Origin of the sequence: Nonomuraea turkmeniaca (assembly GCF_005889735.1) — a bacterium.
Taxonomy (GTDB): Bacteria; Actinomycetota; Actinomycetes; order Streptosporangiales; family Streptosporangiaceae; genus Nonomuraea; species Nonomuraea turkmeniaca.
Genome location: NZ_VCKY01000143.1, coordinates 1 through 13309, shown reverse-complemented (window position 1 = coordinate 13309; position 13309 = coordinate 1). Strand labels below are relative to the sequence as shown.

19 protein-coding genes are annotated in these 13309 nt (G+C 67.5%); 13 read left to right on the top strand and 6 right to left on the bottom strand.

Annotation, left to right across the window (positions count from 1 at the left end; all coding sequences use genetic code 11):
* Positions 1 to 13: 13 nt before the first annotated feature.
* Complete coding sequence (gene ilvA, locus ETD86_RS33915; RefSeq protein WP_246148620.1) at positions 14 to 1213, top strand: threonine ammonia-lyase; 1200 nt, start codon at positions 14 to 16, stop codon at positions 1211 to 1213.
* A gap of 198 nt (positions 1214 to 1411) precedes the next feature.
* On the opposite strand, the gene ETD86_RS33910 is transcribed toward ilvA, so the two are convergent.
* Positions 1412 to 1969: a hypothetical protein gene (locus ETD86_RS33910; protein ID WP_138670732.1), complete on the bottom strand. Its 558-nt coding sequence runs from the start codon at positions 1967 to 1969 to the stop codon at positions 1412 to 1414.
* Positions 1970 to 2630: 661 nt separating this feature from the next.
* On the opposite strand from ETD86_RS33910, the gene ETD86_RS33905 reads away from it, so the two are divergent.
* The 3 genes from ETD86_RS33905 to ETD86_RS33895 all read left to right on the top strand — a co-directional run bounded on the left by ETD86_RS33905 (position 2631) and on the right by ETD86_RS33895 (position 4645).
* Positions 2631 to 2834 (top strand): hypothetical protein, encoded by a 204-nt coding sequence (locus ETD86_RS33905; protein ID WP_138670731.1) that lies wholly within the window; start codon positions 2631 to 2633, stop codon positions 2832 to 2834.
* 919 nt (positions 2835 to 3753) lie between these two features.
* Complete coding sequence (locus ETD86_RS33900) at positions 3754 to 4368, top strand: hypothetical protein (protein ID WP_138670730.1); 615 nt, start codon at positions 3754 to 3756, stop codon at positions 4366 to 4368.
* A gap of 94 nt (positions 4369 to 4462) precedes the next feature.
* Positions 4463 to 4645, top strand: coding sequence for a hypothetical protein (locus ETD86_RS33895; RefSeq protein ID WP_138670729.1), 183 nt, complete (start codon positions 4463 to 4465; stop codon positions 4643 to 4645).
* 96 nt (positions 4646 to 4741) lie between these two features.
* On the opposite strand, the gene ETD86_RS33890 is transcribed toward ETD86_RS33895, so the two are convergent.
* Entirely contained in the window at positions 4742 to 5167 is a 426-nt protein-coding gene (locus ETD86_RS33890) for an STAS domain-containing protein (protein WP_138670728.1), read from the bottom strand.
* Positions 5168 to 6486: 1319 nt separating this feature from the next.
* On the opposite strand from ETD86_RS33890, the gene ETD86_RS33885 reads away from it, so the two are divergent.
* On the top strand, positions 6487 to 6726 hold the full coding sequence (locus ETD86_RS33885; protein WP_246148624.1) for a helix-turn-helix domain-containing protein: 240 nt from the start codon (positions 6487 to 6489) through the stop codon (positions 6724 to 6726).
* A 170-nt stretch (positions 6727 to 6896) separates the two neighbouring features.
* Positions 6897 to 7151 (top strand): hypothetical protein, encoded by a 255-nt coding sequence (locus ETD86_RS33880; RefSeq protein ID WP_138670726.1) that lies wholly within the window; start codon positions 6897 to 6899, stop codon positions 7149 to 7151.
* 30 nt (positions 7152 to 7181) lie between these two features.
* Here ETD86_RS33880 and ETD86_RS33875 read toward each other — a convergent pair whose 3' ends face one another.
* The 3 genes from ETD86_RS33875 to ETD86_RS57375 all read right to left on the bottom strand — a co-directional run bounded on the left by ETD86_RS33875 (position 7182) and on the right by ETD86_RS57375 (position 8992).
* Positions 7182 to 7697 carry a DUF5994 family protein gene (locus ETD86_RS33875; protein ID WP_138670725.1) on the bottom strand — a complete coding sequence of 172 codons (516 nt, stop codon included), beginning with the start codon at positions 7695 to 7697 and terminating at the stop codon, positions 7182 to 7184.
* On the bottom strand, positions 7694 to 8656 hold the full coding sequence (locus ETD86_RS33870) for an acyl-CoA desaturase (protein WP_138670724.1): 963 nt from the start codon (positions 8654 to 8656) through the stop codon (positions 7694 to 7696). The genes ETD86_RS33875 and ETD86_RS33870 overlap by 4 nt, the downstream gene beginning before the upstream one ends.
* A 156-nt stretch (positions 8657 to 8812) precedes the next feature.
* On the bottom strand, positions 8813 to 8992 hold the full coding sequence (locus tag ETD86_RS57375) for a lipopolysaccharide assembly protein LapA domain-containing protein (protein ID WP_211370487.1): 180 nt from the start codon (positions 8990 to 8992) through the stop codon (positions 8813 to 8815).
* Here ETD86_RS57375 and ETD86_RS57370 point away from each other — a divergent pair.
* Positions 8991 to 9143, top strand: coding sequence for a hypothetical protein (locus ETD86_RS57370; RefSeq protein WP_211370486.1), 153 nt, complete (start codon positions 8991 to 8993; stop codon positions 9141 to 9143). The two genes, ETD86_RS57375 and ETD86_RS57370, sit on opposite strands and share 2 nt — an antisense overlap.
* Before the next feature lie 436 nt (positions 9144 to 9579).
* On the opposite strand, the gene ETD86_RS33860 is transcribed toward ETD86_RS57370, so the two are convergent.
* On the bottom strand, positions 9580 to 9873 hold the full coding sequence (locus tag ETD86_RS33860) for a hypothetical protein (protein WP_138670722.1): 294 nt from the start codon (positions 9871 to 9873) through the stop codon (positions 9580 to 9582).
* Positions 9874 to 10259: 386 nt separating this feature from the next.
* Between ETD86_RS33860 and ETD86_RS58490 the strand changes: the two genes are divergently transcribed.
* The 6 genes from ETD86_RS58490 to ETD86_RS33835 all read left to right on the top strand — a co-directional run.
* On the top strand, positions 10260 to 10601 hold the full coding sequence (locus tag ETD86_RS58490) for a hypothetical protein (protein ID WP_246148617.1): 342 nt from the start codon (positions 10260 to 10262) through the stop codon (positions 10599 to 10601).
* Complete coding sequence (locus ETD86_RS33855) at positions 10598 to 11260, top strand: acyl-CoA desaturase (RefSeq protein WP_246148614.1); 663 nt, start codon at positions 10598 to 10600, stop codon at positions 11258 to 11260. Before ETD86_RS58490 ends, ETD86_RS33855 begins: the two co-directional genes overlap by 4 nt.
* 3 nt (positions 11261 to 11263) lie before the next feature.
* Positions 11264 to 12250 carry a TerC/Alx family metal homeostasis membrane protein gene (locus tag ETD86_RS33850; protein ID WP_138670721.1) on the top strand — a complete coding sequence of 329 codons (987 nt, stop codon included), beginning with the start codon at positions 11264 to 11266 and terminating at the stop codon, positions 12248 to 12250.
* A 251-nt stretch (positions 12251 to 12501) separates the two neighbouring features.
* Positions 12502 to 12675 (top strand): CsbD family protein, encoded by a 174-nt coding sequence (locus ETD86_RS33845; RefSeq protein WP_138670720.1) that lies wholly within the window; start codon positions 12502 to 12504, stop codon positions 12673 to 12675.
* A gap of 143 nt (positions 12676 to 12818) precedes the next feature.
* Positions 12819 to 13016, top strand: a complete 198-nt coding sequence (locus tag ETD86_RS33840; protein ID WP_138670719.1) for a hypothetical protein — start codon at positions 12819 to 12821, stop codon at positions 13014 to 13016.
* 97 nt (positions 13017 to 13113) lie between these two features.
* Positions 13114 to 13309 (top strand): LysR family transcriptional regulator (locus ETD86_RS33835; protein ID WP_138670718.1); only part of this gene is annotated, 196 nt, incomplete at its 3' end.

Sequence of the window (13309 nt, the reverse complement as noted above, 5' to 3'; positions counted from 1 at the left end):
GAGCTCTCTTCAGGTGACCTACGACGATGTCGTCACCGCACGGGAACTCCTCGCCGACGTGGTGGTTCGTACGCCCGTGCTGGAGTCGCGGGTGCTTTCTGACGTGGTAGGCGGGCCGGTCCACTTCAAATGCGAGAACCTGCAGAGGTCGGGGTCGTTCAAGGTTCGCGGGGCCTACGTCAGGATCGCCCGGCTTGCCGAGGAGGAGCAGGGGAGGGGGGTGGTGGCGGCCAGCGCCGGCAATCATGCTCAGGGAGTGGCGCTGAGCGCGCGGCTGATCGGGACCAAAGCGACGGTCTACATGCCCGAGGGCGCGGCGCTACCCAAGGTGGAGGCCACGCGGGGTTACGGCGCGGAAGTGATCTTCGCTGGGCGTACCGTGGACCAGGCGCTCGCCGCAGCGGGGGAGTATGCGGAGCGGACTGGTGCGGTGATCATCCATCCCTTCGATCATCCGGACGTGATCGCCGGGCAGGGCACGATCGGGCTGGAGATCCTGGAACAGCTGCCGGCCACCGGAACGGTGGTGGTGCCGATAGGCGGCGGAGGGCTGGCGGCTGGGCTCGCTCTGGCGGCCAAGACGCTGCGGCCGGGGGTCAGGATCGTGGGCGTCCAGGCCGAAAGGGCTGCGGCCTATCCCGCCTCCTTGGCCGCGGGGCATCCGGTGATGGTCGAGCCGTTTGCGACGATGGCCGATGGCATTGCGGTGGGATGCCCGGGAGAGCAGCCCTTCGAGTTGATCCACTACCTCCTCGACAGAGTGGTCACGGTGACCGAGGAGGAGATCTCCCGAGCGCTCGTACTGTGCCTCGAACGCGCCAAGCAGGTCGTCGAGCCGGCCGGCGCCGTCGGGGTCGCCGCGCTGATGTCCCATCCGCGGGCGTTCGAACCGCCTGTGGTCGTCGTGTTGTCCGGCGGCAACATCGATCCGATGGTGCTTGCGCGGGTGCTCCGTCATGGTCTGGCGGCTGCGGGGCGCTACCTGGCCATGCGGGTGCGGCTGCCGGACCGTCCAGGGGCGTTGGCGGAGTTGCTGTCGGATCTCGCCGCGCTTCGCGTGAACGTGATGGACATCGTGCACGAGCGATTCGGATCGAGATTGCGCGTGGACGATGTCGAGGTGCAGTTGCAACTCGAAACAAGAGGTCCGGAGCATTGCGACGAAGCGCTGAAGGCGTTGCGAAAGGGCGGCTACGAGCTCGTTGTCGGCTGAGTACCGCTCTGGATGGCTCGCCGCGTTCCATGGTCGCGGGCGAGTGACGGCGGCGGTGGCGAAGGTCATGACAAAGGAGTGGGCCCACGGCCTGCGGAATGACGACGCGTTCTACAGGCGGCCTGGGACATCCGCGCCCGGCTCTGACAGCGGTCACCAGCTGATCGGCGCTCACTCCGACGATTTACGAGGCCGGGCTTAGTAGCGGTGTGGTCCGACGTGCCCCTCGAACAACAGGCACGGCGCCGGCTCGTCGCCGTAGGGGGAGCGCGGGTCGGGGCTGGGGTCGGCGCGTTCGGCCGGGCACGGTGGCAGCGTGACGAGTTCGCGGGCGCGGATGTCCCAGCGGATCCAGATGAATCGGTCGGGCCCGGGCAGCAGCTGGACGTGCGCCGCGTGGGCGCCCGGGTGGCCGGGCTGCAGCTCGCATCCGTAGACGGCCTTGCGCTCGTGCCGGCCGCCCTCGGCCAGTGGTGCCCACTCGGCGTCGGTCAGCACGTTGTAGTGCGGGCAGTCCTGCTCACCGGTGTGCCGTTGCAGCCCGGTGGCGAGCGCGGCCGCCAGCCCTGCCGCGGTGAAAACCTGATGGACGGCATGGTGGACCAGCTCGACGTCGTCGTCGCTCAGCTCCACCGCACCGAGCTGGTCGGCCAGCAGCCGTACGTGGGTGGCGAAGTGCCGACAGGCGTCGACCAGCGCGGTCACCGGAGCCACCGCGTCATGCGGCGGGTCGGTCGGCGCGTCTTGATGCGTCACAACGGACACGCTACGCCGCCCTCCAGCCATGCGCACGGCGGTGGGCGATGCCCGCCAAAGCGTGTCGAGGCCACGCAGCGCAGGATTGCCGGTGGCAGCCAACGGGTGAGGGTTATAACCAATCTTTGGGAGCCGGGCCTCCGGGTTGGTGCGGGCTGGTTGCTAGCGCTCTGGTCAGGGCGCATTCGGGGCTGCTCCACCTCCAACGCGCGCTATCGCCTGAAGTTGGCTCCGGGCGGCCGTGACGCAGATCGGCAGCGACGGCGGGTCTGCTGACCCGCCCCGCGGAACCTGACGTCGTTACGCTGGCCCCGGCGGAACGCTCCGACGTGTGATCGACCTCTCGCGCTGGTGGCCTGGCACCACCGTGACGCCGGTCAACATCGTGGGGGAGGGCGGCATGCGCGCGGTCATGCGGTTCCGCGCGCATGACCGCGCGGCCGTGCGCCCACGACGCCCCACGCTTGCCGCCCGATCTCACCGGCGTGGAACCGCTGGGCAGCGCGCGTGTGGCGGCCACGCGCCGATTCGACTTCCGGCCGACCAGACCGACCGGCGGCGGTCACGTCTGGGCCACCGGTGCGCGGCCATCGCAGTCCTTTAGAATCACCAGCTCACGCGAGAATGAAAAAGGCACACTACCTGTGAAGGAAGGTCACCCATGAGCGTGACACAGTTTCCGCTTACCCTGCGCGTCACCGTGAGCGGAGCGACCCCGGACGAGATCAGAGAGAACGCCAGGGCGCAGGCCCTCAACTTCTTCGGTCCTACCGCGGAACTCGACGTCATTAGTGCTGAAGCCGAGTCGGACGGGGAACACCACAACCGCTACCGCGCTACCGTCATCTTCCGGCGGGTTGCGTGATTGCCGCGGGCGTCGTCGGGCAGTCGAGCGGCGGCTTGGCGCTGCCCCATTCTCGTCCCTGCCGGTGGCGGTGGTCGTAGCACTTCGTTCCGATCTTCGTGGAGCGAATCGCCACGGAGGATCTGCGCCGGCCCGCCTCCTAACACAGGCGTCGCTGCGGTGAGCGGCCTGTCCGGCCGGCGTTCTGATCGGCACACCCCCAGCAAGACTGTCAGCGCAGGGCATGCAGACCCTGGTCGAGATCGGCGTGGACAAGAACAGCGCCGCCGTCCTTTCCTGCGCGCTGATGACCACCATCGCCGGGCGGCCAGCGCCTGGTGGCGGTGCACGATGTGCCTGCCCGCGTGCTGGAGCTCCCCGGCGTGTGGGACGTCCTCACGATTCACACCAGCCTGGACCAGGCCATCGCTCCCCTGGGACCACACTGCCCACGCGTTCCCCCCGGGGGAAACGTGAGTCGCGCCTTAGGCTTAAATACAGGTTTGACCTATAACCTGCCACCTAGATTTACGGCTTAGCAGCAGGATCATCCAAGAATGGGGCTCGCAGGCGCATCGCGACTGACCAAGCTCGACCTCCTGTTGCTCTCCTGATGAATTGAGTCCGCGGCCAATGTCGGCGGAACGGGAAACGACCAACTACCCGCCGTCGGACTCTCTCCATGATCAACTACCGGCATGCGCATTATCCAGATCTTGGATCCGGCCGGGCGCGGATCGGGGTGATCTCGACGGCGTCACGGTGCCCGTCCTGGGCTGAGGTGCCAGTTCAGCCCATCCGGGGGGTGAGCGGTGATCAGCTCCCGCGATGAGCTTTGCTCCGAACGCCCATATCCGTCTCCGGGCAGACAGCGTTGACTGACAGTGTCCGGTTGACTGTCTTCGGGCGGGATGCACCGGCGATCCGGGCGGAGATGATCATGTCCACCGAGACCGTGATGTGGGTGGCCGTCATCGTCGGGGTGATGGTGGTGGTGCCGGCCGTCGGCTTCTTCTGGCTGCGGAGGCGTCGAGATCGCCTGCGCGAGCGATTCGGCCCCGAGTACGAGCGCACTGCGGCCGCCGCGGGCGACCGCAGGGCGGTCGAGCGTGAGCTGCGAGCCCGTCGAGCGCGATCAGGCACACTCGACATACAGGCCCTCGATCCCGACGCGCGCCGCGCCTATGCCGAGAGGTGGGCCGCGGTGCAGGAGCGTTTCGTGAACGAGCCGAGTCCCGCGGTCAGCGAGGCCGATCTGCTGGTGCGGGCCGTCATGGCCAAGCGCGGATATGGCACTGAGGACTTCGCACAGCAGGCGTCCGACCTGTCGCTGCGACATAGCCGCACCCTGGAGCACTACCGCCAAGCTCACGAGATCAGCGGGCGCGCCGCAGGCAGTTGGGTGTCGATCCAGGAACTGCGGCAGGCCATGACGCACTATCACGCTTTGTTCGACGACCTCATCGGTGGCGACCAGCGGCCCCTCCGGGCTCGGGCTGCCGCTCGGGCACCTCTGACACGCCCACACGGAACTACTGCGGGTCCCGGCCGGTAGGCCGCGGGCACTCAGGAGGCCGTGAGCCGGAAAACACGATCGATGGATCCACCCCGTGGCCGTGCCACGGAAAGCTCACGAAGGTGTCAGACCGATGGCGTTGCCCGATCAGGAGAGCAAAAGCCGTCTTCTCGCCGATGGCGACTCCTCTGCCTGGACGGCAGAGGAGAGCAGCGCCGACGAAAGCCACAAGGAACGCATCGACCGTGAATTGTCCGAGCTCCTGCAGGGGCTGCGGGTCACGCGGGGGATAGGGCTCTGCGATGAGGTCGAATGAGGTCGGTGACCGTGCTGCTCTGGTGGCCGGCGGCACCACACCGCGGGCACTTCCCGGGGGCTGGTGGACTCATGAGTGAGCTGGGCCAGGCGCGGGTCAGCCGGGGCGCGCCGATGCCTGCAGGTGGAGACCGGGCGTTTGGTGCCAGCCGGTGAGCTCGAGCAGGCGTCGCACGTGTGGGGGAGCCGAGCGCAACGTCAGAACTTGGTCGCCGCCGTCGTCGTGGAGCGCGGCGGCGGCGCCGACGAGGGCACGAAGGCAGCCGGTGTCGATGAACGTCAGGCTGCTCAGATCGACGCAGAAGCCGGTGCCGCCGCTCGTCATTGAGGCCAGCGCCCGCCTCAGGGCGGGAAGGGTGGAGTGGTCGAGCTCGCCCTCGATCCGCAGGCCCGCGCGGTCGGCGAGCGGGGTGATGCGCAGGAGCTGGTCGGCGGCGGTGATCGGAGCGAGCACGATCACGAGTCGTTCGATCAGGGCGGCGATCACGAGTGCGGAGGCGCTGGCGGCGTGCGTGGTGTACATGCCGGGCTTCCTACGAGGGGAGTAAGGGGGCAAGAGGGCCGCGGGCTTGAGGCGGCATGAACACGTTGCGAGGATGCCAGCGTGAGCGGTGTCATGCGGGCAGTGATCTGAATCATCTAGCAGGCTCGCCGGAGCGGAAATCACCGATTTGAGCCAGGCTTATCACCACCGGCGATCACCGGCCGCCCCACTGCGGGGGGCGGGTGGCCGGATCTCGCCCTGAGCAATGCGGATCTCCCTGGGCTCGCGCCGCCAGGCCTCACCGTGAACCGCGGTCCGCCCTGCTGACGATGGACGCCTCGACCACCCACAGCGCCCTGTCGCTCGGGCAACAGCCGATCCAAGGACGTCACCGCCATGCTCAAGAGCTATGCCGGCGGCCGGTGGCTGCTCCTGCTCCTCGTCCTCGGCGTCGTGCCGGTGCCTGGCGGTTGAGGAGCGGCCCTAGAAGTCCGGCAGACCCAGTCGGCGCCGTGCGGTGGCCATGATCACTGATCTTGATGTTCAGGCTGTAACCCATGCATGCGGCATGCGTCTGCGTAGGTTTGGCGCGGGCCGGGCCGGTCGCCAGCTCGCCGGACAGATGCGCCGACCGGCGTCTTCTGCGGATGTTGGGCGACGGTACGGGCCCTTGATCCCGGCGTTTCCGTAGGGATGTTCAGTATCTCCTCCTCCGCCTGCGTGCCGCCGCAAAACTGCTGCACCCCGTACTGAAAATCTATTATCGCCGGAGTAGACATTCGCGACCGTGGATACTATGGTTTCTGACATCGCAAGGAACGGATCCACCGGGCAGCAGAAGTAGTTACCTGCATCATGACGAACTGCCCGGAGCAGGGTGAAGTCAAAGATTGACGGCAGACGGTCGGACGTGACGGGCCAGCGCAGTGGTAAGGGGCCTGGAGCGTGGACGCGCTGCCGAAGGTGAAGTTGGACAAGTGGTCCGGAAGAGAGATGAAGGGAGTGTTGACGCCATCGGGATCGCCCGTTGCCGGCTGAAGTTTCGCCGCTCGGGTACCGCAGTTCCACAGTTAGGAAGGTGGTCTACGGTCACGCATCCGCGATCCACGCATCATCGCCGCTCAGTACGGCGGATGCGGAAAACAGTGAACCGGCCGATGGCCGGTAGATGGTGTTGATCTCTTCGGGGCCCCGGCGCAACAGGCGCCGGGGCCCCCTGTGCGCGCGACGGAAAGGAATGTATGGATCAACGTCGCTCGGCTGCCGAGGGTGACACGCTCACTCACGGCAGGATTACGGATACGGCCGGACCCACGGCCGAAGGCCGGTTCGACGATGAGGACTACCCCGCCTACAGCATGGGCACGGCCGCCGAGATGCTCGGCGTCACCCCCACGTTCCTGCGGGCGCTGGGTGCCGCCCATCTGATCGAGCCGAAACGCTCCAGCGGCGGGCACCGCCGCTACTCCCGCTACCAGCTGCGCCTGGCCGCGCGCGCCCGGGAACTCGTCGACCAGGGCACCCCCGTGGAAGCCGCCTGCCGGATCATCATCTTGGAAGACCAGCTCGCCGAAGCGCTGCGCATCAACGCCGAATAGGAACGCTGAACGCGAGCGCATGGCCGGAGGCTGACCCCGCGGCTTCGTTGCCCTGCGGCCTGGTCTCCGACCGTGCTGACCAGGCCAACCCGCATCCAGCATCGTCTGGCGGATGATACGACAGCCGGGACAGCACCTGGTTGGCCGCGCTCAGCCGCACGGGCAGTTCGGTGAGCTGCTCGCAAACCCAGGTGGGCTTCGGCCTGGGTAGCTTCCCGCTCGGCCAGGCGCTCGAGGATCTCGCGCATCGGCGGTCCCGTACTCGTCATGCCGTCGTCTGGCGGGGGAGCATGGCCTGCCACGGTGACCGGCAGCGGCTGGCCGTCTGTCTGGAGGTGATGACGCCTGGTCAGCTCGTTGAGGTGGCCGCCGCCCGGTTGCTCAGCGCCGAGGCCGACCAGGCGCTCGCCAGGAGGGGGCCGTAACGGGTGTGCCGTCCCCTGCCAAACGCGTGATCAGTACGCGTAGTCGCCGCGGGCGGGCTGTCGGGTCTGCCCGCCTTCGTTGTCCCAGCCGGCCAGGCTCAGCTCCTGCTCGGCGGTGGTGTCGGCGGGGCCGTTCTGGTTTGCGGCGGCGAGGATGTCGCCGGGACGGGTACGGCCCCGGCATCGGGTGGCCAGGTCGAGCGCGTTGTCGGCGGCGGTGGGTGTGGTGTCGGGCGGGATGACCAGCAGGTTGAGGTGCTCGATCCCCGGGATGATCAGGTTGATCACGTGTGGTTCGATGGTGCGGAACCAGCCCACTTTGACCTGACGCCCGGGGGCGGCGATGTGGTGCGGGATGTTGCCCCAGGTGTCGACGTGCAGGCCCACGCGCAGGACCCGCCGCTCCAGGTGCTGGTCGATGGCGGCGATCAGGGCGGGCAGTTCCGCGCCGGCGTCGTAGCTGGCGGGCCACCACGCCCCGTCCACCGCGCCCCGGCGTGCGAGGTCGGGATCCAGGCTGAGCCGTACCTTCTCAGGGCCGGTCATGGCGATGGCTCGCGGCGTCGTGTGGCCAGGCGTCCCGCGGTCGGCCAGCGTACGTCGTGGGCCCAGCCGAGCCTTTCCAGCAGCCGGATCAGCCGGGCGGAGATGTCGATCTGGCCGGGCAGCACGCCGTGGCGGGCGCAGGTGGGGTCGGCGTGGTGGCCGTTGTGCCAGCTCTCGCCGAACGACAGGATCGCCAGCGGCCAGAAGTTCGCGGCCCGGTCCCCGGCGCGGGTTTTCAGCGGCCGCTCGCCGAAGACGTGGCAGACGGAGTTGATCGACCAGGTGACGTGGTGCAGCATCCCGAGCCGTACCAGGGCGCCCCAGAAGAACGCGGTCAGCGCGCCGTGCCAGGTACCGGTGGCCAGCAGGCCGATGGCGGGCGGCAACAGTAGCGAGGCTGCGGCCAGCGGCAGGAACAGCCGGTCCACCCGGCCGATGTCGGCGTCGGCGAGCAGGTCCTTGGCGAAGCGCCGCCGGTTGGTGAGGTCACGCTGGAACATCCAGCCGACATGAGCGAAGAGCAGCCCCTTGGCCAGGCCGCGCACGCTGTGCCCGTAGCGCCAGGGCGAGTGCGGGTCGCCGTCGCGGTCGGCGAAGGCGTGGTGGCGCCGGTGGTCGGCCACCCACTGGATGACCGAGCCCTGCACGGCCAGGGACCCGGCCACGGCCAGGCCGATCCGCAGCCACCGGCTCGCCTTGAACGCGCCGTGGGTGAGATAGCGGTGGAAGCCCACGGTGACGCCGAGCCCGGTGAGGACGTAGGCGCCGAGCGCGATTGCCACGTCGGTCCAGCTCAGCCCCCAGCCCCAGGCCACCGGCACGGCAGCGGCCAGCGCCGCGAACGGCACCAGCACGAACACCCACAACGCGACCATTGCCGCGACCGGCTTACGCCCGTCGATGATCGGCGCCGTGCCGACCCGGTCCCGATCGACGACGCCTGCACCCGTAGAAGCCATGCCAGATTCCTCCTGTCACGCATGCAGCCTCTTTCGCCTCCTTGGAACCAGTCCGCCTGCCCACGCACACAGCGGTCACACTCCGCCGGCGCTGTTTTGGCACTGCCGGGGCGATTTGGTGGCGAAACGTTCTGATGCGTGAGGAGTGCTCGCCGGTCAGCGGTTCTGGCGGCGGCGCCGGCTGGCCAGGCGGCGGAGCTGGGTGATGCGGGCGGTGCCGAGCACCAGGGTGAGCAGGATCCCGCTGAGCATGGCGATCAGCATCGCGACCGCGAGCGGGAGAGTGCCGTGCAGGCCGAGGAAGGACACCTGCGTGGGGGTGGTGTTCTGCAGCATGAACACGATCAAGGCGACGGACACGAGCGCGGCGGCCCACACACCCGCCCAGGCCACGCTGGTGCGGGTGACGGGCACCGGCCTGGAGAACTCGGCGCTTGAGCCCGGGTCGGCCTGGCGCACGGTCGGCGCCGGTGAGCTCTCGCCTTGAGGCACATCGGCTTCAGCCGTCTCAGCAGATGGCCCGGATCTGGTATTACGGAAGCGGTGCAGGATGTCCATGACAGCCCTTTCGGTGAGCCGGCCTGGCAGGCACCTCAAAGCGGCGGGATGTCGTCGTTTCCGGATACCTCGACTCTACGTCACTCGCCTGGCACGCCAAGCGGGCGCTCACCAGAGCGCCGACCAGGCGGTCAGCGCCGCAGGTCCTTATTCGGGCCCGCCGTCATGCCGGATCCCGCGCGCAGCAGCCGCACACGCCCCGATGCTCAGGGAAGTCCGCCGCGCCCAGTCGCTTGATCCGCTCGGCATTCCCGTCCCCGGCCCGCCCCCATGAAGGCTGGCATAAAAAATGCCCGCGCCATGACGCGAGAATCTTCTCACACGCCACAGCACAGGTTGAGCTTTTTGCGACGTTCAGCTGGTGATCAGCTCTTGTCGCGAATCACATCGTAGTTGGAGAATTCGATCGGGCCCTCGCACAGTTTGGCCATGTGCGCGTTGAACCGGTCGGTTTCCGGCAGCTTGCTGTTACGCTGGGCCTCCTCGTAGGAGGAAAACTCCACGACGGCCACGTAGTGGTCGGGGCGATCGCGATGCTTCGCCACGACCTCGCGTCTTACAGAGCGCGTGCTCTCGATCTGCGTCCGCCACTCGTTCATGAGCGACTCGACTTCCCCGGCGCGTTTGGTGTCGAATTCCAGAATCTGTACGAAGCTCATAAGAGCCTCCCCTTTTCCTTGGCTTGCATTCCTTATTCAACACCCATCCGAAATAAATAGCAAGGAAATTTCGCACAAATGAGCGAATCTCACTCTCGGCATAAGGTGGTGAGAGGTTCGCGCCAGTGAAATCTCCGGCCAATTTTGCGGGCCGGCGGGCCTCAAAGCCGCGATGCCGGCAGGTTAAGACGATCCAGTGGCCTCTCTTGAAAGATCTTGCCCAGCCCCGTCTGCGCCTGGCCTGCAGCGACGATTCGCGCGGCGGCCACGCCAAGGCTCACTGCCAAGAAACGACCACCCGGTGGTCGCCGCCCTGGACCCAGGCCCGACCTCGCGCTGGTGCTACGTGCACCGGTAAACCGTATAAACACGACAAAAGAGGCATCATGACCATTTTCCAACGGCTGGTGAAAGATCAGCTGGACTATGACGGTGCATCCCCATTTCCCGGGGCAAGGGAGCGCCCTCCGGCCGGGAGAGCTCAGATCGGGCTGACGGCGGCGATCGTGATCCTGCCGTTCTTTGCGCTCGGCGTCGCGGTCTTCCTGGCGTGGGGGCGGGGAGTGGCGCTCACCGATCTGCTGCTGGCGGCGGGTTTCTACGTGGTGACCGGGCTGGGGGTGACGGTCGGCTTCCACCGGCTGCTCATTCATGGCTCCTTCATTGCGCGGCCGTGGTTGCGTGTGGGGCTGGCGTTCGCCGGGTCGATGGGTTTCAGGGCAACGTGATCGACTGGGTGGCGGTGCATCGCCGTCATCATGCTTTCACTGATCGGCCGGGTGATCCGCACTCTCCCTACCGGTACGGCACCGGCCTGCGCGGGCAGCTTCGGGGGCTTGCCCACGCCCACCTGGGCTGGATGTTCGCCGACGACCAGACCTCGGCCGAGCGCTACGCCCCGGACCTGCTGGCTGATCCGGCCATGGTCCGGGTGGCGCGTGCCTTCCCTGCGTACTGTGCGCTGTCGTTGGCGTTGCCGTTTTTGGCCGGGTGGGCGATCACCGGCGGTCTGTACGGTGGCCTGACGGCTTTCCTGTGGGCCGGGTTGATCCGCGTCGCGCTGCTCCAGCACGTCACCTGGAGCGTCAACTCCCTGTGTCACGTCATCGGCAGCAGGCCCTTCAAGACCCGCCGCCACGACCGCTCCACCAACCTGTGGCCCCTGGCCCTGCTGTCCTTCGGCGAGAGCTGGCACAACGGCCACCACAGCCAGCCCAGCTGCGCCCGTCACGGCCTGGAGCGCGGCCAGATCGACCCGTCCGCCGCCGTGATCGGCCTGTTCGAGCGGCTGGGCTGGGCGAGCGACGTGCACTGGCTCGACTACGAGCGCATCCAGCGCCGCCGAGCCGACCACCCCCAGCAGGCCCGCGTCCTGGCCGGAGACTGACCGATGTCTCTTGCGGTGTCGCCGTTGGGATGGCTGCTCACCGGTGTGACGGTGGCTGTGGTGATCGTCGCCGATCTGGTGGCCGGGCGAGGCCGCCGTCCCAGCCCGGTACAGGCCGGGGTGTGGGTGGGCGTCTATCTCACCCTGGCCATCGCCTTCGGTATCGGGCTGGGACTGGTCGCCGGTGTGGATACGGCGGTGCAGTTCTTCGCCGGCTACCTCACCGAATACAGTTTGTCGGTCGACAACCTGTTCGTCTTCGGGGTCGTCATGGCGGCTTTCGCCGTGCCGGCCGCACAGCAGGCCCGGGTGCTGCTCATCGGTATCGCCGTGGCGCTCGTCCTGCGCGGGTTGTTCATCCTGGCCGGAGCCGCCGCCATCGATCGCTTCTCCGCCACCTTCTACGTGTTCGGCGCTTTCCTGATCGTCACTGCGGTGCAGCCCGTCCGCCATCGTGGAGTTCAGCCCGACATCGCCCGCAATCCCGTGTTACGCCTAGCTGCGCGGATACTGCCCACCACTCCCGACTACCACGGCACCGCATGGACGATCCGGGTGGCAGGGCGAAGGCTGCTCACCCCGATGGCGACGGTCATCGTCGCCATTGCGCTGTGCGACGTGATGTTCGCTCTGGACTCCATTCCGGCCATCTTCGGCCTGACCCAGGAGCCTTATGTGGTCTTCACCGCCAACGCCTTCGCCCTGATGGGGCTGCGCCAGCTGTACTTCCTGCTCGGCGGCCTGCTCGACCGGCTGGTCTACCTCTCCCACGGGCTGGCGCTCATCCTGGCCTTCATCGGGGTCAAACTCATCGCCCACGACAGCTTTCCGAACGTGCCGCAGATTCCGGTGTGGTTGTCGCTGACAGTGATCGTCACTGTTCTGGCCACGACCACGATCGCCAGTCTGGCCGCGTCCCGGCGCATGAGAAGGCAAGACACGGACAGCCCGGCATCCGGCATCCAGCCGCCTGCACAGCCCGTGCCGTAGGCAAGAAAGACTTCCAAGATCGTGGCCTCCGATGCTCTGGTACGGCCCACGCTCATCGGTTCCGGTGATAACCGGCGCCGCCATTGCTCGTTTCCCCCTATCAGGCTGGGGGCGGACACTGAAACTCCAAGCCGCCTGACCGCGGCGGAGTGTCCGCCTGCTGCACGAAGTCATGGCAGACGGGCATACGGATCAACAGTGTGCCCGGCATGTCGGCGTACGAGATGGCGGAGCGGTGAAGGAAAATCGCGATGAGTCTGCGTTGGGAAATCAGCAACAAGGTCCAGGTCCTCAGAGGCTGGGCCAGGCAGCGCTTCGGCCGCGTCACCGGCAACCGGCGCCAGCAGATCGCGGGCAAGAGCGATCGGGTCGCAGGCAGTCTGAAGCAGGCCGGCGGGAAGGCCAGGGACGCCTTCAAGCGCTGATCCCCGCTTCGACAGACTTCCCGGCGGGTCCAGGTCCCGACCTGGGATGTCGCCCGGCCGCCGGCAACTCCACGAAGACTCCGCCCGACGACCCCATCGTCTCCGTCACCCCCCGCGCACAGACGAAGTTGGAGGTAGAACCGATGCGCATCGCATCAGTAGTGCTGATCCTGTGGCTGATCGCCGGCGCCGTCGCCGCAGGTCAGCGCGGCTACTACACGGGACCGGTGGAGAATTGCAATCAGGTGGCCACCATCGGGGTGACGATCGTGGCGGGCCCGCTCAACTACCTCGGCATGAACCCGAAGATCGCCTGCCAGACACCTCAGCCCAGCAAGTAGTGCCAGGCCCTCCTCCAGAAGTTCACACGCCCACGAGGAACCTAGAGTGGGGGAGACGGCCCGATTCGGCGCCGCCCAGGCGGGAAGGGTGGCGGGCATGGAGTTGCGTCAGTTGCGCTATTTCGTGACGCTGGCTGAAGAGTTGCATTTCGGTCGGGCCGCGGCGCGCGAGCACATCGTGCAGTCCGCGCTGAGCCAGCAGATCCAGCGGCTGGAGCGCGAACTGGGAGTGCGGCTGCTGGATCGCAGCACCCACCACGTCCATCTGACCCCGGCGGGCGCCGCCTTTCTCG